Source organism: Thermomicrobium sp., from assembly GCF_053493975.1.
Window position 1 is genome coordinate 18,074 of the sequence record NZ_JBRBZA010000016.1, and the last position, 20,184, is coordinate 38,257.

General features: G+C 63.7%; 15 protein-coding genes. 11 read left to right on the plus strand and 4 right to left on the minus strand.

Features of this window, described 5'->3' with window-relative positions; genetic code table 11:
* A complete protein-coding gene (locus ACWIVK_RS03735) occupies window positions 1–1,101 on the minus strand; it encodes a M24 family metallopeptidase (protein ID WP_448575224.1) in 1,101 nt (366 codons plus the stop codon).
* Between the two features lie 20 nt (window positions 1,102–1,121).
* Entirely contained in the window at window positions 1,122–2,267 is a 1,146-nt protein-coding gene (locus ACWIVK_RS03740) for a hypothetical protein (protein ID WP_448575226.1), read from the minus strand.
* A gap of 121 nt (window positions 2,268–2,388) precedes the next feature.
* Between ACWIVK_RS03740 and ACWIVK_RS03745 the strand changes: the two genes are divergently transcribed.
* The 11 genes from ACWIVK_RS03745 (at window position 2,389) to ACWIVK_RS03795 (ending at window position 18,989) form a co-directional block, all read left to right on the plus strand.
* A complete protein-coding gene (locus ACWIVK_RS03745) occupies window positions 2,389–3,636 on the plus strand; it encodes a GAF domain-containing sensor histidine kinase (RefSeq protein WP_448575228.1) in 1,248 nt (415 codons plus the stop codon).
* A complete protein-coding gene (locus tag ACWIVK_RS03750) occupies window positions 3,633–4,274 on the plus strand; it encodes a response regulator (RefSeq protein WP_448575229.1) in 642 nt (213 codons plus the stop codon). Before ACWIVK_RS03745 ends, ACWIVK_RS03750 begins: the two co-directional genes overlap by 4 nt.
* Window positions 4,271–4,885, plus strand: coding sequence for a nucleotidyltransferase family protein (locus tag ACWIVK_RS03755; protein WP_448575230.1), 615 nt, complete (start codon window positions 4,271–4,273; stop codon window positions 4,883–4,885). Before ACWIVK_RS03750 ends, ACWIVK_RS03755 begins: the two co-directional genes overlap by 4 nt.
* Before the next feature lie 51 nt (window positions 4,886–4,936).
* Window positions 4,937–6,913 carry a S9 family peptidase gene (locus ACWIVK_RS03760; protein ID WP_448575231.1) on the plus strand — a complete coding sequence of 659 codons (1,977 nt, stop codon included), beginning with the start codon at window positions 4,937–4,939 and terminating at the stop codon, window positions 6,911–6,913.
* A 306-nt stretch (window positions 6,914–7,219) separates the two neighbouring features.
* On the plus strand, window positions 7,220–8,095 hold the full coding sequence (locus ACWIVK_RS03765) for an FAD binding domain-containing protein (protein WP_448575233.1): 876 nt from the start codon (window positions 7,220–7,222) through the stop codon (window positions 8,093–8,095).
* Window positions 8,096–8,107: 12 nt separating this feature from the next.
* Complete coding sequence (locus ACWIVK_RS03770; protein ID WP_448575234.1) at window positions 8,108–8,608, plus strand: (2Fe-2S)-binding protein; 501 nt, start codon at window positions 8,108–8,110, stop codon at window positions 8,606–8,608.
* Between the two features lie 3 nt (window positions 8,609–8,611).
* Complete coding sequence (locus ACWIVK_RS03775) at window positions 8,612–10,957, plus strand: aerobic carbon-monoxide dehydrogenase large subunit (RefSeq protein WP_448575235.1); 2,346 nt, start codon at window positions 8,612–8,614, stop codon at window positions 10,955–10,957.
* A gap of 81 nt (window positions 10,958–11,038) precedes the next feature.
* On the plus strand, window positions 11,039–12,049 hold the full coding sequence (locus ACWIVK_RS03780) for an XdhC family protein (protein WP_448575236.1): 1,011 nt from the start codon (window positions 11,039–11,041) through the stop codon (window positions 12,047–12,049).
* A 428-nt stretch (window positions 12,050–12,477) separates the two neighbouring features.
* Window positions 12,478–15,261: an aconitate hydratase AcnA gene (gene acnA / locus ACWIVK_RS03785; RefSeq protein ID WP_448575237.1), complete on the plus strand. Its 2,784-nt coding sequence runs from the start codon at window positions 12,478–12,480 to the stop codon at window positions 15,259–15,261.
* 55 nt (window positions 15,262–15,316) lie between these two features.
* Window positions 15,317–17,980 carry a M16 family metallopeptidase gene (locus ACWIVK_RS03790; RefSeq protein ID WP_448575238.1) on the plus strand — a complete coding sequence of 888 codons (2,664 nt, stop codon included), beginning with the start codon at window positions 15,317–15,319 and terminating at the stop codon, window positions 17,978–17,980.
* A gap of 343 nt (window positions 17,981–18,323) precedes the next feature.
* Entirely contained in the window at window positions 18,324–18,989 is a 666-nt protein-coding gene (locus ACWIVK_RS03795; RefSeq protein ID WP_448575239.1) for a chlorite dismutase family protein, read from the plus strand.
* Here the strand turns inward: ACWIVK_RS03795 and ACWIVK_RS03800 are convergent.
* Both ACWIVK_RS03800 and ACWIVK_RS03805 read right to left on the minus strand, forming a co-directional pair.
* On the minus strand, window positions 18,944–19,783 hold the full coding sequence (locus tag ACWIVK_RS03800) for a DUF92 domain-containing protein (RefSeq protein WP_448575241.1): 840 nt from the start codon (window positions 19,781–19,783) through the stop codon (window positions 18,944–18,946). The two genes, ACWIVK_RS03795 and ACWIVK_RS03800, sit on opposite strands and share 46 nt — an antisense overlap.
* On the minus strand, window positions 19,780–20,037 hold the full coding sequence (locus ACWIVK_RS03805) for a protein-L-isoaspartate o-methyltransferase 1 (RefSeq protein ID WP_448575242.1): 258 nt from the start codon (window positions 20,035–20,037) through the stop codon (window positions 19,780–19,782). Before ACWIVK_RS03805 ends, ACWIVK_RS03800 begins: the two co-directional genes overlap by 4 nt.
* Between the last annotated feature and the right edge of the window lie 147 nt (window positions 20,038–20,184).

Consider the following 20,184-nt stretch of genomic DNA (forward strand, 5'->3'; position numbering starts at 1 on the left):
TCAGGGAAGTTCGAGAAGGTCATGCGGGGCGCGGGTGAGCCGCTCGGCGCCTTCGGTGGTGATGAGCACGACATCCTCGATCCGGAGCCCCCAACGACCGCGGAGATACACACCGGGCTCGTCGGTGACGATCATGCCGGGCTCCAAGCGTTCGGGATTGCCCTGAACGAGGTAAGGCGGCTCGTGGACGGAAAGGCCGAGACCATGGCCGAGACGATGGAGGAAGGCTTCGGCCAAGCCATGCGTCGCGAGGACGTCCCGCGCAATCCGGTCGATGTCCTCGCAGCTCGCCCCCGGTCGCATAGCGGCGAGAGCTGCTTGTTGGGCCTCCAGTACGGCCTCGTAGGCGGCGGCGAAATCCGGGTCGCCCAGGGAACCAGCGACCGGTGTTCGGGTCAGGTCAGCGAAGTAGCCATGATAGGGACCCCCGACATCGATGACCACGGGATCACCGGCCTGAATGATCCGATCCGTCGGCTCGTGATGCGGCGATGCGGCATGGGGGCCACTGGCGACGATACAAAATGCGACGTGGTCGAGGCCTTCCTCGAGGAGGAGCTCAGTGAGACGGCGCGCGACCTGCCGCTCGGTGCGACCGGTAAGGTACTCGCTCCCGCAGAACCGTTGCCAGGCGGCGTCGACCCGTGCGACTGCCTCGCGCACCAGGGCGATTTCCGCGGCGCTCTTGATGCGTCGCAATGCCTGCAGGATCGGGCTCACGCGGGTGAAGCGGCTAGTCGGTAGTGCAGCCTGGAGAGGCAGGAGGAAGGCGGCCCAGAACTCGTCGTTGACACCGATCGTTCCGACTCCGAGGTGCTCCAAGTGCGCTGCGAGCAGGCCAATGGGATCCTCGCCGTCCCTCCAAGTCCGCAAGGCGAACGGTAATGTTTCGCCAAAGCGCGTCGATTCCAATTCCGGAACCAAGAGAAAAACCTCACCTGCCTGCGGGACGACGAGTGCGAGCAGGCGCTCGCTCGATGTGGCAGGATGGCCGGTGAGATAGCGGAAGTCGGCGGATGGCCCGACGATCGCGACGTCGATACCGCTCGAGAACAACGCGTGGCGAAAGCGGGTCAGTCGCTGCGCGAGCTCGTCTTGCATCGGTACCCTCCCAGGCATGGTCATCGTGGGAAGCGATACGTTCGCTGGGCGTTCCCCGCCAGGATGAGCGTGGCGTCCATTTCGGCTTCGGCGAGGGTGAGTAGCCCGTCCTCGACGAGCGAGCCGAGTGCCTCGACGAGTGCGAGACGCCACACCCGAGCGACGAACCATTGATGCTCGGGAAGAAAATGTCCCCCAGTGGAGGCGAGAAGCTTGAGCGTCGGTACGCTCGCGACCAACTCGCGGATCATTGCACGGGCTAAACCAGGGTAGGCAAGGAAACTCGGTCCAGGATCGAGGAGGACGTGCGGATACTGACGAGCGAGTGCGATAGCGTGCGGGTGAAGCCGCAACGGACTCACGAGGACGATCGGAACGTGTTGGTAACGGGGTTCATCGAGCACCGTCCGCAGATATGCGGGGTCATCGGCATGAGGATCCCGAGTCGGATACCTCGGTAACACGATTTGCAGGGGAACGGTCAGCTCAGCAGCGACTTCGAGGGCGACCCAGAAGATGGCATACAAGAGCCGGCGATGGCGGAGCTGCTGGAAGAGGCCGGCGTCCATCTCGGCACGAGCTTCGTAAAAAGACCGATCGGCCGTAGCGACATCGATGGGTTGAATAGCGAGGGACGTTCGTTGCGGGAAATCACTGATGAGCGCGACCGCGCCTCGTCCGACGGCTTCGGCGAGCGCTTGTGCCAAGAGCGTCCGCAGTTCGTCCCAGGAGGTGCAGTGCGGAAGCAGCTTCTCAGCGAGCGGTTCGACTGCGACGAGTTGAGCGACTGGCCGCTGGACGAGGGCGGCCCATTCGGTCGGGCTGTAGACGCGTTCGTCCGCTGACAGCAGTGCACAGGCGGGGCCGAGTCGAGCGTCCTCGGCAAGCAGCTGAACGTATTCCTCGAGCGAGCGTTCGGCTCGGGCGTGGAGGATGGCTTCCTCGGTCGGATCGCAGCCGAGACACTGGGCGAGCCAACGCAGGGCGAGACGATAGGCGACCGTGTAGGGAATCTGCCGCAACGTGTCCGGAAGCGCTTCAGGCAAGAAGCAGCGTCGGAGGTAGTCGGGGGGAATGCGGGTGGAAAGACGCTCTGGCGGCTGGCAGGAATGATCGAACAACGTGCGGTCGCTCAAGCGCTCACGAAGCCAATCGACAGCCGACATCGCGTTCTACCTCCCGGTATGCCCCGGCACCTTGCCGATCGTACCCGATGTCGCGCGATACGGGTAGGTGAGCGGAGACGGGACAGGCGCATGGTACACTGCGCGCAGCTGGAGGTCATCGATGATCACGCGTTTCCCGGAGTTGGGTCCGACCGCTGAGCGAGATGACTGGCAGGCACAACTCGAATCGCTCTACGCCATATCCGTCGAGATCGCGAGCCTGCGCGAGCTCAGTGCAGTCATGGATCGGGCGCTCGAGTACTGCTTAGCTTTGACGAGTTCCGCCTTCGGCTTCGTCGGATTGGTCGACGGACCAGAGACGATGGACGTCGCGGCCATCCGCGGTTTCGTCCCCGATCGATCGGATTTCTACGAGCGGTTCCGCAAGATCCCGATTCGCCGCACGATCTTCGGCGTGGTGATCCTCGAGGGGCGACCGAATATCTCCAACGACGTTCGCAACGATCCCCTGCATCGTGGTGCCCCGCGGGGACATCCACCGGTGGAGACGTTCTTGGGGGTTCCGCTCAGAGTACGGCAGCAAACGATCGGGATGATCGGTGTGGCGAATCGCCCCACCGGTTACGACGCGCGTCACGAGCGGTTGCTCAGTACGTTCGCGAACCAGGTGGCGGTCGCGATCGAAAATGCACGGCTCTACGAGCGGCAGCGACAAATGATCGCTGATCTCCAACAGCTGCATGCGCGCCTCGATGCAGCGCGGGTCGAGGCGCTCCTCCATCAGGAACGGAATCGGATCGCGGCGGACTTGCACGATCGAGTCGCGCAGATCATGTTCGGTATCGGGATCGAGGCGACGTGGTGTCGGGACCAGCCGGATGTGCGGGAGCCGGTACTGCGTGCGCTCGACCGCATCCGGGAATTGGCCGCGCGGGGGGCAGCCGAGGTACGCCGGGTCGTCTACGATTTGGCTGAGATGCCAGTCGGTGGGGGCGAACTCGTCGAGCGCATCCGACAGCTGGTCGAGGGGTACCGAAGCGATGACTTGCGGGTCGAACTGGTGATCGAGGGGAAGCCGCGTCGGTTGCCTCCGGAGTGCGAAGACGCGATTTTCCTCATCGCGTGCGAGGCGTTGACGAATGTTCGTCGGCATTCGGGGGCGGATCTCGCCATCGTGAGCTTGCACTTCACCGAACGATCGGTCATCCTCGTCGTGCAGGACAATGGCTGTGGGATACCGCCTACCTCGCTCGTCTCGGTGCCAGCGGCCGGACGCTTCGGGTTGCGCTCGATACGCCGGCGAGCCGAAGCGGTCGGTGGGGAACTCTCGTGGTACAACGGCGAAGATGGCGGGTTCGTCGTTCGGGCGGTGATACCAACTGAGCCACGATGGGCGGAGCAGGTGTGAGCTGGCAGCCACTGCGCGTGGCCATCATAGACGATCACGAGATCGTGCGGAACGGCCTCAAGCACATCCTCGCCGACGATCCGGACTTCCTGGTGGTGGGAGAGGCTGCCGACGGGCCGAGCGGTGTGGCGATGGTCGATGCGGTGCGCCCGGATGTCGTCATCGTGGACGTGCGATTGCCTTCCATGCAGGGCGATGATGTCTGTCGGTTGATCCGGGAGCGCGTACCGGAAACGAGGATCTTGATTCTCAGCGCGTTTGGTGACGAAGAACTCGTCTACCGGTGTGTGCTGGCTGGTGCACAGGGATACGTTCTCAAGGACATCGTGCACTTCGACCTGAAGAAGAGTCTCAAGATGATCGCACGTGGGGAAGCAGTGCTCGACCCGCGAGTGGCATCGGTCGTGGTGGAGCGCTTGCGGAATCGCAAGGTGATGACGGACATTCCGCTTTCACCGCACCAGCTTTCCGTTTTGCGGCTCATCGCGCAAGGGCTGTCGAACCGGGAGATTGCGGAGCGTTTGTTCCTGAGCGAGAATACGGTCAAAGGGTATGTACAAGAAATCTTGCGGCGGTTGGGTGCCCGCAACCGGCTCGAAGCGGTGATGATGGCGAATCAGCGGGGCTGGTTACGGTGACGAGGGAGAAGCGAGTCGGCGCCATCATCCTCGCGGGAGGACGCTCGGAGCGTCTGGGGCGTGCGAAGCAGTTGTTGCCATGGAATAGCCGCACGCTCGTCGAGGCGGTCGTGGAGGAGGTCTGTCGTGCCGGGCGGCTGGCGGTGGTCGCCGTGGTGTTGCGGCCAGAGGTGGCTGAAGCGCTCGGCAAGCGGGCGGGCGAGCGGCTGGGGTGTGCGCGGATCGTCTTTCCGGATGAGACGGGTGAAGGATGCGCAGCATCGTATCGGAGCGGGCTTGCGGCGCTGGAGGAGAGCGAACTCGATGCGGTGGTGATTCTCCTCGGTGACCAGCCGGGTATGCGGGCGGAAACGATCGAGCGAGTGATCGCGGGGTGGGAGCGTTCAGCGGCAGCGATCGCGGTGGCACGGTACCGAGACGGGGAGGGGCATCCGCTGGTCTTCGATCGTTCGCTCTTTGCGGAACTGAGAGGACTGCGGGGTGAGAAGGCGGCGTGGAAGCTGGTGGATCGGTATCGTGAGCGCGTGTACGTGGTCGAGATCGAGGAGTCGATGCCGGGGGACATCGACACGTGGGAAGACTACGAGGCGAGACGGCAGAGAGGGGCCTGACGAGCTCCTCACGACATATCCCGCATAGATCTCCGCGACGAGGAGGTGGAGGTGAGCGAGAAGGAAGCAACCACTCTTACGGTCGATGAATTGGTCGCGATGCGCCGTCCCTTCGATGTCGAGGTGGCCCCGGACGGAGAGACGATCGTGTATGTGGTTCGCCCGGTCAGTCGGGAGGAGGAGCATTGGCGGAGCAGCCTTTGGATCGTGCCGTTCGCGGAGGGAGACGCTCGCCAGTTCACGAGTGGACTCTGGCACGATCGGGAACCGCGCTGGTCGCCTGACGGCACATGGATCGCGTTTTTGTCCGATCGAGCTGAACGTGGGAAAACCAGTATCTATCTCATACCGCGGAACGGAGGCGAGGCGCTTCGCGTTTTCGACCAGGCGGGAGAGATCGATAGCCTCAGTTGGTCTCCTGATGGGCGGTTTCTCGCGTTCCTCATGGTCGAACCGGAGACCGAGGAAGAGAGACAGCGCCGCGAGCGGCGCGACGATGCGCGCGTGTGGGATGCCGACTGGAAGTATCGGCGGTTATGGCTTCTCGATGTGCGGACGCGTGCGGCGCGGGTCGTCTCGCCGGAACGCGTGCAGGTATGGGCATATGCCTGGGCACCGGACAGTGCTCGACTAGCTCTCGCGGTGAGTGGAACCCCGCGAGTGGACGATCTGTTCCGGGTGACCAGCGTGGCGCTGCTGGATATCGAGCGTGGCGAGTACCGTGAACTCTTCACGATGCGCGGCGTCGCGGAGGACTTGGTATGGTCGGCTGACGGCGAGTGGTTGGCCTATCGCGGCCCGCTGGGGCGGGTGGTGCACGGAGAAGCGGTCTTCCGACGGCGTGTGAGGGGAGGTGAGCCGGAGTGCCTGACGGCGGCATATGGGGGAACAGTCGAGCATCTGGGCGCCTTTTGCCGAGGCGAAGCGCTGGTCATGGTGGGGTACGAGGGACTGGACGCACGGGTCTATCGGTTGGAATGGGACGGAGAACGGCGCCTGCTGTGCCCGCGGACGACGGGAAGCTGGCACGGGAGGGTGAGCGGGAGCAGGGACGGCACGAGGTGGGCGGGGGTGTGGTCTGATGCGGAGCATGTGCCGGACGTGTGGTGCTGGCGCGTCTCCAACGACATATCCCCCGAGAACTACACTCCGCAGCGACGAACCCAGCTCCACCCAGAGATCGAAGCCAAACTCTGCCCAGTCCGCAGCATCGAATGGACGAGCGACCCCGGAGTGACCGTGCAAGGGCTTCTCGTTCTCCCCCGAGACGGGACGGCAAGTCCCCCGTATCCGCTCGTCGTGCAGATTCACGGCGGTCCGACAAGTCAATGGGCCAACGAGTTCGCCGGATCCTGGCACGACTGGGCACAACCGCTCGCATCGCGCGGCTGTGCAGTCCTCCTCCCCAATCCGCGGGGCAGCACCGGCCGTGGCACAGAATGGATCAATGCGCTGTTCGGCGATGTGGCAGGCGGTGAGTACCGGGACGTGGTCAGCGGCGTCGAGGCGCTGATCGCGGCTGGACTGGCCGATCCTTCGCGCCTCGGTGTGAGCGGATGGAGTTGGGGAGGGTACCTGACAGCCTGGACGATCACCCAGACCGACCGCTTCCGTGCCGCCTTCATGGGAGCCGGTCTCTGCAACTTGATCAGCGATAACAACCTCGGCGACATCCCTTCGGCGAATCTGTCGTATTTCGAGCGGTCACCCTCCGACGATCCTGAGCCGTACTGGGAACGTTCACCTATCCGTTACGTGCAGCGAGTCCGAACCCCCGTGCTCATCGCTCACGGAGAAGAGGACGAGCGAGTCAGCGTCTGCGAAAGCATCCAGTTCTACCGGGCCTTGCAGATCCTCGGAAAACCTTGCCAACTCGTGACCTACCCGCGTGAGAAGCACGGGTTCGAGGAACGGAACCACCAGCGGGATCTCTTGACGCGAATCCTGCAGTGGTTCGCTCAGCATCTCGGCTTGGAGACGCCCGAGCAGGTCACGATGGCAACGACGGCGTCCTCGGCAGGCGAGTGAGGAGACGAGTCGCATGCCTGCCGACTCGGGGCGCCACGATACCGTTCCGCCCTCTCCCTCACTGACTGCTCTTCTTTCCGAGATACCCTCCGATCGGAGGGGATGAACACCCTCCGATCGGAGGGTTCCTCCATAGGAAACCTCTCCCTTATACTCGCTGTCAGCGGAGAGTATTTCTGCTGAACACCGGTCGGGGTCCCCCCGTGCTTTCTGGCCAGGACGTCGTCCGGAAGTTCACCGAACGTGAAGCACGCTGGCCACGGTCGAGCGGTGCTGAACCGGAGCAGAGCGGAAGGAGCATCGGTGATGATTCCCGGACCATTTCGCTATCGCCGGGTATCGTCCGTAGAGGAAGCGGTCTCGCTGCTCGCTCAACTCGGAAGCGACGCCAAGGTTCTGAGCGGCGGGCAAAGTCTCATTCCCATGATGAAGTTCCGGCTGGCTGAACCGAATTACGTGATCGACATCAATCGCGTACCAGGGCTCGACTTTCTCGAAGAGCGCGATGGTTCCCTGCGTATCGGCGCGCTGGTGCGCGAATCGAGCCTGGAGCGTTCGTCCCTGATCTGCGAGCGCTACCCGATCCTCCACGACACCGCACTGGTGATCGCCGATCCGCTGGTCCGCAACCTGGCCACGGTCGGGGGTAACTTGGCACACGGTGATCCGGCCAACGACCACCCGGCAACCATGCTCGCACTCCGGGCACAGGTCGTTGCCACCGGTCCCAAGGGGGAACGCGTCATCCCGATCGATGAGTTCTTCGTGGACACCTTCGTGACTGCGCTCGAACCCGACGAGCTGCTCACCGAAATCCGTATCCCGGCCCCTCCGCCACGTTCGGGAGGAGCGTATCTCAAATTCGAGCGGAAAGTCGGCGACTACGCGATCGCCGCGGCGGCAGCGTTTTTGGCACTGGACGAAAGTGGGCGCATCGTCCAGGCAGGTATCGGTTTGACCAATCTGGCCTATAAGCCGCTCCGTGCGACCGCAGCCGAGCAGGTGCTGATCGGCCAGCAGCCGAGCGATGAGCTGTTCCGGGAAGCAGCCGAACTGGCAGCACAGGCAACCGATCCGGTCAGCGACTTACGCGGCCCAGCGGATTACAAACGAGCGGTTGCCCGGACAATGACGTTCCGCGCCTTGCGCCGGGCACTCGAGCGAGCACAGGCCAACGGATGAGGGAGGCAGAGCATGGAACGTGTGCCGATCACCGTTACCGTCAATGGACGAACCTACACTGCAGAAGTCGAACCGCGGCTCTTGCTCGTCCATTTCATTCGCGACGTCCTCGACCTCACGGGCACGCACATCGGCTGCGACACGAGCAGCTGCGGTGCCTGCACGATCATTTGGAATGGGCGCCCCGTCAAGTCGTGTACGGTCTTCGCCGTACAAGCTGACGGAACCGAGATCCTGACCGTCGAGGGGCTGGAGCGTGATGGCCAGCTGCACCCCGTCCAGGAAGGCTTTTGGGAAGAGCATGGACTGCAGTGCGGCTACTGCACACCGGGAATGATGATGACCGCCGTCGCGTTGCTCGCGGAAAATCCTGATCCAACTGAGGAAGAGATCCGTGCGGCGATTTCTGGCAACCTCTGCCGCTGTACCGGCTATGTCAACATCGTCAAGGCGATCCAGTACGCGGCACGCAAGATGCGCGAAAGCGCAACAGCAGGTGTGGGAGGAGCATGAACGATGACAGCGACAACTGTTCGCGGTATCGGCGTTCCAGTCAAGCGGAAGGAAGATCCGCGGTTCATTCGCGGGAAAGGCACGTATGTCGACGACGTCAAACTGCCCGGCATGCTCTACATGGACATCGTTCGCAGCCCATATGCTCATGCGCGCATCAAGCGCATCGACGTGTCCAAAGCACTGGCGATGCCGGGCGTGATCGACGTGATCACTGGTGAAGAGTTGGCCAAGGCCAATCTCGCGTGGATGCCGACGCTCATGGGCGACCGACAGATGGTTTTGCCGACTGACCGCGTCGTCTACTATGCACAGGAAGTAGCAGCGGTCATCGCCACTGATCGCTATGTCGCCGCCGATGCCGTGCTGGCAGTCGAAGTCGAGTACGAGCCGCTGCCGCCGGTGCTGGATCCCTTCGAGGCGCTCGAGCCGGACGCGCCGCTGGTGCGCCCTGATCGAGAGCAGAAGACGAACCACATTTGGCATTGGGAAGCAGGAGACAAGGAAAAGACCGATCGTATCTTCCAAGAAGCGGAGGTCGTCGTCGCTCAGGATTTGTACATACCACGGATTCACGTCGCTTCGATCGAAACCTGCGGCTGCGTCGCCAACTACGATCCAGCAACTGACAAGCTGACGATTTGGATGACCTCGCAGGCTCCACACGCGCACCGGACGGTCTTCTCGCTGGTTACGGGGATTCCAGAACACAAGATCCGCGTGATTTCGCCCGATATCGGAGGAGGCTTTGGCGGCAAGGTGCCGGTCTACCCCGGGTACGTCATCGCCACCTATGCGACGCTCAAACACAAGAAGCCGATCAAGTGGATCGAGGATCGCTCCGAGAACTTGCAGGCTGATTCCTTTGCCCGCGACTATCACATCCATGCTGAACTCGCAGCCAATCGGGACGGCAAGATCAGGGCGCTGCGCGTCAAGGTGGTGGCCGACCACGGTGCCTTCGATGCAGCGGCCAATCCGTCGCGTTTCCCGGCTGGCCTGTTCAGTGTCTGTACGGGTTCCTACGACATGGAAGCAGCGCACGTCGAAGTCGACGGTGTCTACACCACGAAGCCGCCGGGAGGCGTCGCCTATCGCTGCTCGTTCCGCGTGACCGAGGCGGTGCACACGATCGAGCGGATGGTCGATATCCTGGCCGATGAACTCGGCATGGATCCGGCAGAGATCCGCTTCAAGAACTTCATCCAGCCGCACCAATTCCCGTACAAGTCGCCGACCGGTTGGGAGTACGACAGCGGCAATTACCCGGAAGCGCTGCAAAAGGCGCTGGAGATGATCGGGTATCGAGAGCTGCGCCGCGAACAGGCCGAGCGGCGGGCGCGCGGTGAGCTGATGGGGATCGGCATCTCGACATTCACCGAGATCGTGGGTGCGGGGCCCTCACACACGTTCGACATTCTCGGCATCAAGATGTTCGACAGTGCGGAGATCCGAGTGCATCCAACGGGCGCCGTGATCGTACGGATCGGAGTCCAGACACAAGGGCAGGGACACGAGACCACGTTCGCGCAGATCGTCGCGGAAGAACTCGGCATCCCGGTCGAATACATCACCGTGGAGCACGGAGACACCGACACAGCACCGTACGGGCTCGGCACATACGCGAGCCGTAGCACGCCGACGGCCGGTGCAGCCACGGCGGTGGCTGCCCGCAAGATTCGGGAAAAGGCTCGACTGATCGCAGCGCACCTTTTGGAGGTAAGTCCGGACGATCTGGAATGGAAGGACTACGCGTTCCGGGTGAAGGGAGCTCCTGATCGGTACAAGACGATGCAGGAGATCGCGTTTGCGGCCTACACCAATTTCCCGCTCGGGCTCGAGCCGGGTCTGGAGGCGGAATGCTATTACGATCCGCCCAATCTGACGTTCCCCTTCGGCGCGTACGTCTGTGTCGTGGACATCGATCGCGGTACGGGTCAGGTCAAGATCCGGGAGTTCCTGGCAGTCGACGACTGTGGCACGATCATCAACCCGATGATCGTCGAGGGCCAGATCCACGGCGGGCTGACGATGGGTATGGCGCCAGCGCTCTTCGAGGAGATCGTCTACGACGAGAACGGAACCATGCTCACCGGTACCTTCATGGACTATCTCCTGCCGACGGCGGTCGAAACACCCCATTGGAAGACGGCCAAGACGGTCACGCCTTCCCCACATCATCCGCTCGGCGCCAAGGGTGTCGGTGAGAGCCCAACGATCGGTGCACCGCCAGCGATCGTCAATGCTGTGGTCGATGCACTGAGCCATCTCGGGGTGCGCCATATCGACATCCCGATCACACCTGCCAAACTGTATCGGATTCTCCAAGAGAAGGGTGTGGCGGAGTGAGTGCAGCGCAGCGATCCGGCAAGTCGCGCAGGCCGGATCGCTGCGCCCGGGCTCATTTCCGATGAGCGACGAGCGGGCGAGATGAGCCAGGCGAGTTCTGCCGAAGCAACACTGTCACGTGACCTCTTCGCGCTGGCGGCGGATCTCCGCCAGCGTGGAGTGCCTTTCGTTCTCGCAACGGTCATCTGGACCCAGAGTCCCACGTCAGCGAAGCCGGGGGCGAAAGGTATCGTGACTGCGGACGGCGCACTGTTCGGCTGGGTCGGGGGGAGTTGCGCGCAACCGGCCGTCATGCGCGAGGCGATGGCTGCATTGCACGATGGGCGAGCGCGGATTCTGCGGATCGACCCCGAGGGTTCTCCCGATCAACCGCCTCGGCCAGGCGTCATCGTCGCTCCTATGACGTGTCACAGCGAAGGAGCACTCGAGATTTTCCTGGAACCGTTTCTCCCGGCACCGCAACTCTTGGTCTACGGCGAAAGTCCGGTGGCTGACGCGCTTCTCCGCTTGGGTAAGGCGATGGGCTACTGGGTGGTCGCCCTGCGCCCTGGGGCGAGCGGAGCGCCGGCCGAGGTGGATGAATGGCTGGATAGCCTGGATCCGGGCGATCGACCGCGCAGCCGACCGAGTGTCGCTGTCGTCGCCAGCCTCGGTGCGTACGACGAGGACGCGATCGAAGCCGCGCTGCGTGCCGGTGTCCCCTTCGTCGAACTGGTAGCCAGTCGGAAACGATTCCGGGCGATCCGCCAGACATTGGCACGATCGCTGCCGGAGACCTTGCTGGAGCGAGTCAAAGCGCCGGCTGGACTCGACATCCAGGCCACGAGCCCAGAGGAAATCGCAGTCAGCATTCTGGCTGAACTCATCGCCGCCAAATCGGTTTGGCGGAACACGTGGAATCCAGAGGGCGCTGACGCGCGCTCCGAGCTTCCCGCCCGCGAGGCGATCGATCCGGTCTGTGGGATGACCGTGAACACGGAGAGCGCGCGGCATGTCGTCGACTACCGAGGACAGCGCTACTTCTTCTGCTGTCCAGCCTGTCGTCGCCTGTTCGAGGCAGACCCGGAGACCTACCTGAGCACAACGCGATAGATCGAGTCCCCAAGAACGGCTCAGCGGCGCGCCAGGGAGCTGGTACGGCTCGCCGTACCGTCGTCTCGGCGAGTGCACGCAAGAGGTCGGGGCGGTCTGGAGTCCACCGCCCCGAAGAGAGGGGTAGAGAGGGGGAAACTGGAGGTGCAAAGAGGGTATTCGGTCACCGACTCGAGAGGATTACCGAGTCGGCCATACTCGCAACACGTCCCACACGCTTCGGCAGTACGCCGCCGGTGTCCCGTGCTGCGAAAGTCAGTATAACGCGAGAGGCGTGTTCCGTCTGTCAGGAAAACCTGGATAGGCGGGTACGCGGACGAGTCCTGTCTTCCCTTTCGGCCGGTGACCGGTGCGCAGTAGAGTTAGTGCAAGAAGCAGGATGAGAGGCATTGGACGAAGGTCCAGAATGGGAGCGAGGAGAGCAGGCGATGGTCACGCGAGGGATCGATCCGTTCGGTGCACGCGCGACGCTGGATACTCCAGAAGGTCGCGTCAGTTATTTTCGCCTCGCCACGATCGCAGACCAGATGGCCATCGACTTGGATCAGCTGCCGTACACGGTCAAGGTACTGCTGGAGAATGTCCTTCGGTACGCGGGAGCGCAGCCCTTTACCGAGGACGATGTTCGGCTGGTCGCGGCCTGGCGACCGGGCACGAAACCCGCAAAGGAGTTTCCGTTTTTGCCCACGCGTGTCCTCTTGCAGGACTTCACGGGTGTCCCGGCAGTCGTCGACCTGGCAGCGATGCGCACAGCGGTCGCACGCCTCGGCGGTGATCCCTCGCGCATCAACCCGCTGGTTCCAGTCGATCTGGTCATCGATCATTCGGTTCAAGTAGACGTCTTCGGTACGACGGTTGCCTTCCAGCGGAATGTCGAGAAGGAATACGAACGAAACCGCGAGCGATATGCGCTCCTGCGCTGGGCGCAACAAGCGTTCCGCAATTTCCGCGTCGTGCCCCCTGGTACCGGGATCGTGCATCAGGTCAATTTGGAGTATCTCGCATCGGTCGTGGCGGTACGCCAGAGCGATGGAGAAGCCGTTGCTTTCCCAGACACACTGGTGGGCACGGATTCCCACACCACGATGATCAACGCGCTGGGTGTTCTCGGCTGGGGAGTCGGTGGCATCGAGGCGGAGGCCGTTCTGCTCGGCCAGCCGATCTACCTGCTTTTGCCGGAAGTCGTTGGCCTGCGCCTCATCAACGAGCCGCCAGGGGGCGTGACCGCGACCGATCTCGTGCTCACGATTACCCAGCTCTTGCGGCAAGTTGGCGTGGTCGGGAAATTCGTCGAGGTCTTCGGTCCCGGTCTCCGACATCTCAGCTTGCCCGATCGCGCGACGATTTCCAATATGGCACCAGAGATGGGTGCGACAGCCGTGATGTTCCCGATCGACGACGAGACGCTGGGTTATCTGCGACTCACGGGGCGGAGCGAGGGGCACGTCCGACTGGTGGAAGCCTATGCGAAGGAGCAGGGACTCTTCCGCACACCGGAGAGTCCGGACCCGCTCTTCGACCAGATCGTGGAACTCGATCTCTCCACCTTGGAGCCGAGCTTGGCGGGGCCACGACGGCCACAGGACCGGGTGCGGTTGTCCGAGCTCCCCGCCTCGCTGCGAGCCGCATTCCCAGAGCAATTCCCCGCATCACAGGCCGAACAGGAACGCTTCGATTGGGAAGGTGGCTCGGTGAACGAGGCCCAAGAGCCGAGCGAGCCGGTGGTGCCGGTCGGACAGCGCCGCAAGGTGGTCGATGTGCACCTGGATGGCCGGCACGTCGAACTGACACACGGCTCGGTGGTCATCGCCGCGATCACGAGCTGCACCAATACCTCCAATCCCGAGGTGATGCTCGGCGCTGGCATATTAGCCAAAAAGGCGGTCGAGCGAGGACTGGATACCAATCCCGCCGTCAAGACGAGTCTTGCGCCTGGTTCAGGCGTCGTGACGGCGTATTTGGAGCGTGCCGGACTGATGCCCTATCTGGAAGCGTTGCGCTTCCACTTGGTGGGGTACGGGTGCACGACGTGCATCGGCAACAGTGGTCCCCTTCCCGAGCCGATCGCCAAAGCTGTGCAAGAGCACGAACTCGTCGTGGCAGCCGTTTTGAGCGGTAACCGCAACTTCGAGGGGCGGATCCATCCGCAAGTGCGCGCCGCCTATCTTGCCTCCCCGCCGCTGGTCGTCGCTTTTGCGATCGCCGGCCGAGTGGACATCGACTTGACGAGCGAGCCTCTCGGGTATGACCCGAATGGCGAGCCGGTTTATCTGCGCGAGATCTGGCCGACGCCGGAGGAGATCCGAGAGGCGATGGAGAAAGCGATCGGCCCAGAACTGTTCATCGAGCGCTACCGCGAAGTCTTCACTGGGGACGAGCACTGGCGCTCGTTACCAGTCCCGACCGGGGACCTCTATCAGTGGGATCCTGAATCGACCTACATCCAAGAGCCGCCGTTCTTCAAGGATCTCACGCTCGAACCGCCTCCCCTGCGTGACATCGAGCGGGCACGCGTGCTCGCCTGGTTGGGTGATTCGGTCACGACGGACCATATCTCCCCGGCGGGCTCGATCCCCGTGAACAGCCCGGCCGGGCAGTACTTGATCGCGCGAGGAGTTCAGCCCAAGGACTTCAACAGCTATGGCGCTCGGCGGGGTAACCACGAGGTGATGGTGCGCGGCACCTTCGCCAATATCCGCTTGCGCAACCGGCTCGCTCAGGGGCGGGAAGGTGGCTGGACGACGCATTTCCCGAGCGGTGAGCTCGTGACGATCTACGAAGCCGCTCTGCGCTACCAGATGGCGGGCGTCCCGCTCATCGTGATCGCCGGGAAAGAGTACGGCAGCGGGAGTTCGCGCGACTGGGCAGCGAAGGGCCCGATGCTGCTCGGGGTACGAGCTGTCCTCGCCGAGAGTTTCGAGCGGATCCACCGCAGCAACCTCGTCGGTATGGGCATCCTCCCGCTTCAGTTCCTGCCCGGCCAGAACGCCGAGGCGCTCGGACTGGACGGCAGCGAGCGCTACACCATCACTGGAATCAGCGATGGCCTGGTGCCGCGCGAGTTGGTGACGGTACGCGCGGAGCGTGAAGACGGGCGGATCATCGAGTTCCAGGCGATCGCCCGGCTCGACACCGACATGGAGATCGAGTACTACCGGCACGGCGGTATCCTCACGTTCGTGCTGCGCCGGCTGCTCCGCGGCGAGGCGTGAGAGGCATACGGAAGAACGGCTGCGTGCCCGGTGCAGCATCGTGAGGAGGGGCTCGATGCACGATGATCGCGCATTCGTCGCGACACGCTTGACCAATGGTCTCGAGGTTCTCCTGCAGCCACTCCGGCACGCACCGGTCGTCTCCTGCTGGATTTGGTACCGGGTCGGCAGCCGGAACGAGCAACCAGGTCTCACGGGGATCTCCCACTGGGTCGAGCACATGCTCTTCAAGGGAACACCGCGTTTCCCGCCTGGTGCGATCTTCCGTCAGGTCAATCGCTGGGGTGGCACCCTGAACGGTTTCACCTGGCTAGATTACACCGCCTATTTCGAGACGCTGCCCACGCCGGGCTGGCAACTCGCGCTGGACATCGAGGCCGATCGCATGGTCGCGGCCACGTTCGACCCCGGGGAAGTGGAGCGGGAGCGTACCGTCATCCTCGCCGAGCGCGCCGGCAGCGAGAACCAGCCCAGCACGTACCTCCGTGAAGAAGTGCTGGCTGCGTCCTTTCGGGCGCATCCGTATGGGCATCCGGTCATCGGCTATCGAGAGGACCTGCAAACCATTACGCGCGACGATTTGTACCAGCACTATCGCACCTATTACCAACCGAACAACGCCATTTTGGTGGTCGCAGGGGATATCGATCCAGACAGCGCCCTGATCGCGGTGGAACGACGCTTCGCGGAGCTGCCCGCCGGTCCAGTACCCCCGCCAGTGCGCGCACGCGAGCCGGACCAATGGGGAGAACGACGCGTGACTGTTCGGCGACCAGCGCCGACTGCCCAGCTGCTCATGGCATGGCGCGTGCCCGAAGCGACCCACCCGGATATTCCCGCACTGCTCGTTCTCGACGCGATTCTCTCCGGAGGAAAACCGGTCGCCTTCGGTGGCGGCGGTATGGGTCGCAGCGCGCGCCTCTACCGTGCACTGGTCGCTCCCGGGCTGTGCACTGCGGCAGCCTCGAGCATGTCGCTCACCCTCGACCCGTTCGTTTTGACGGTATCCGCGACCCTCACACCTCTCGCTGAACCAGCTCGTGTGGAGACGATCATCGAGGAAACGATCGCACGTCTCCGCGAGGAGACCATCGGTCAGGACGAGCTTGCCCGTGCGAAGCGGCAGTTGATGGTGCAGTTCGCCGCCGCGAACGAAAGTGCGCAGAGCCGCGCTGCTCTGCTCGGCTCGCTCGCCGTTGTCGCGCCAGAGCGATCACCGGAACGCCTGTTGGCCGAGCTCGAGGCAGTGGAGCCGGACGACGTGGTACGGGTCGCGAACACGTATCTCCGACCGGAACGACGGACGGTCGGCTGGTTGGAACCGGTGGCGAGCGACGGAGAGCGCGTCGGGATGACCGGTGAACCGTTCGTGACGCCTGCACCCCGCTATTGGTTCACCGGCGGTGCATCGTCACCTTCGGAACCGATCGTGTTGCCGCGGGTTCATCTCGCGCCAGTGACCGGCCGGTTGGCGAACGGGGCGCAGTTCGCCGGTCAGGCCATTGCGGCGAGCCGCCTCGCAGTGGTGAACATCCGTATCCCAGCTGGTGCGGCACGGGACAGGACTTTGCCTGGCATCGCTTCGGTCACCGGCCAGCTGCTCACGCGTGGAACACTGGCGCGTGACGAAGCTGCACTCAACGAAGAGCTGGACCGGCTGGGAGCGACCGTCAGCGTGAACGTCGGTCGCGATAGCGTGGATATCGGTCTGACCTGCCTCGTGGAGGTTCTGGAGCAGGCACTCCCGCTCTTGGTCGAGGTCATCGTGTCTCCCGCCTTTCTGCCCGAGCAGCTGGACCGGGTACGGCAGCAAGCGCTGACCGCACTGCGGCAGGCTCAGCAAAGCACGCGTGCCCAGGCCGACGCCTTGTTGCGAACACTGCTCTATCCAACCGGTCACCCGTATCATCACCGCATTCTGGGCACCGAGGAGAGTTTGCAGTCGCTCACCGTCGAGGCAGTACGAACGTTTCACGACACCTATTATCGACCCGCTGGGGCGGTCATCACGGTGGCAGGAGGTCTGGAACCCGAGATCGTCAGCGAGTGGCTGGGGCGAGCATTGGCCCCCTGGCAGGGAGCGGCCCCGCCGCTCGAGATTCCGGACGTCGTTCCCGCCGACCATGGCACACGCCGGACCGAGACACTGCCGGGTAAACAACAGGCAGATCTCGCACTGGGCATCCTGACCATACCACGCCGGCATCCCGACTACGAGGCCTTACGCCTCGCCAATGTCGTACTGGGACGGCTCGGTCTCATGGGTCGCATCGGTGCGCGAGTCCGTGAACGGTCTGGGCTGGCGTATTATGCGGCCAGCGCGTTGGAGACGGGGCTGGGGACCGGTTTCTGGACAGCCTATGCGGGAGTGGCACCCGTGCATGTCGAGCAAGTGATCGGGCAGATCTTGGAGGAGCTCGAGCAGTTCCGACGCGAAGGTCCCACCCCGCAGGAACTGGCCGACGCCAAAACCGCGCTCACTGGGACCATCGTGCTCGGAATCTCCACAGCGGCTGGTCTGGCAGGAGCGCTGGCCGACTCGCTCTTTTACGAGCTCGGCCTGGATTACCTGGAGCGACTCCCTGAGCGCTTGGCGGCGATCGACGAGGATATGGTCCGTGCCGTCACCGTCCGTTACCTCGATCCAACACGTCTGCAGGTCGCGATCGTCGGTCCCGCGGCAGAGGGAGCACTCAGCCCGCCGACACCGCAACCATGACGACGCCGGAGCGGTCGACGAGCGGCTACCCTCGCGAGCGTGCGCAGCGTCACGAGCCGAAAAAGTCGTGCCCCATCCCGACTCGCCGTTGTGCTGACAGCGGGTCTCCCGCACGCTAGCAGAGCGCTGCCTCGCATGTCGGAATGTCGGGACACCTCTGCACCGCGTGTGCTCGGACGTGCCGGTCTGTCGAGTCCTCATCGTGCGCCGGGAGCTGCTACAGGGAATCCAGTGGGGCAGGAAGGTGTCAAATTTTACCCGACTCGAACAATTTCAGCAGATTTGGCAGAATCGCAGCGAGGAGCAGGAGACGCATGGCCGATCGGAAAGGACGCGCGACGACATGAACGCTGTACCGCGTTACACCGTGTTCTGGCTTTGCGCGCTGGATCAGGACCGGGTACCGCGCCCGGTCGAGCCGGCAGTAGAGGAAGTCGTCCAACTCCTCGAGCGGAGCGAGGGGACAGCGCTCCGCGGAGTCTACTTGGCGACCGGTTTCCGTCCCGATGTGGATCTCATCCTCTGGGTACTCGGGCACGATCCGGCACATTTCCAGGAGCTCGCCTTGGCCCTGCGGCGTACCGCACTCGGTCGGGCCTTGCCGGTCCGCTATGCCTACTTCGGCATGGCGGGAAGCTCACAATACGACCCGACACACGGGCCAGCCTTTTTGCGCGGCGAGCCTCCCAAGCGGTATTTGAGCGTCTATCCCTTCGTCAAGACGCCCGAATGGTATCTCTTGCCCTTCGAGGAGCGGCGGCGCCTGATGGCCGAGCATGGGCGACTCGGCGACGAGTTTCCGACCGTGCTGACCAACACAGTCAACTCGTTCGGCGTCCAGGATCAGGAGTTCATCGTCGCGCTCGAGGACGACGATGTCGGGACCTTGATCACTATGGTCCAGCGCTTGCGGGCAGCCGAGGTTCGGAAGTACACGCAGCTGGATACGCCGATCTTCCTCGGTCAGCGGTACGAGCCGCGGGAGGCACTCGTCCGCCTGGTCCAATGACCCAGGCGACTCGCGAGCACCGCCCCGACGAGCGTCGCGAGCGCATTGACGGCATCGTTGGTCAGGCCTGGAAGGCCGCTCACACGCCGCGCGGGACCGGGGCAGGGGGGATGGGCCGACTGTTCCAACGAGCGCTGACAGATTGCACAGACATAGCGGACCTGGAGGGTCGCCCCCAGAAGGCTATCGGCGAGTGCACCGAGACAACCAGCCACGGCAATGGGGAGGCGGGGCGTCCCGCGCGGCGCCAGCAGCGCCACGAAACTCGCCCCGGCAACCATACCGAGCAGACCGAGCAAAGAGATCGCGCCCGACGTACCGGGTGGAACCGGGCGGCCAGTCCGGAGCGACCGTGGCGGATGGGTGCTCAGCATCCCGATCTCGGTCGCCCAGGTATCGGCGGCAGCGCTGGCGATCGCCCCAAGAAACGGGAGTGACCAGTCGCTGCGCTGCTCGCTCATCATGTGGAACGCCGCGAAGAGAGCAGCCAGTCCTCCGTTCGCGAGCACTTGCCGCGCATCGCGCTGGCCACGCTGCCCCTGGGTCGCAGCAGCACGCTTGCGCTGCCGCCCGACACGGCTGAGAAGGCTGCCGGTCACGAAGAAACCGATCATCGCCCGCGACCACGCCAGGCCACCCGCCGCGAAGGTGAGCGTACCGACGGCCATTGCCGCGAGCGCTCCACTGCGGTCGAGCGCACGGTGGCGCACGGCCAGGATCGCCATGACCGCCGCCAGCGCAGCGCCGAGAGTCAGTCGCATGGAGAAGCCGACGCGACGTTCGGGCGTGCTCATGGTGTCGGCGGACTGAAGAGGAGAATCAGCTCGTCCTCGCGGATCTCGAAGACGTACCCGGCCAACTCGACGATAGCGGGTGAGCTGATCTCGCCGTAGCGTATGCGGATCTCGACGTCATCGATCGTGAGAGTACGCACTCCGGCGGGTGAGAAGGGATGGCGCGGCGAGCGGTAGACAGTACGAGGACCGCCGAAGCGACCGAGCGCGCGGAGCGCGAGGTTGCGAGCATCGGCTTCGCTGAGGAACATCATCTCGACCTCCAGACCTAGCGCTGGAGCGCAGGGGACAGCGAGCGAGCAGTCGCTGAGCTAGGCAGCGCCACCATGGGCGGTGAAGCTGCACGCACGCCCTCGCATAGCGTACAATTGAATGTGGCACGGTGCAGGATCAACGCCGTG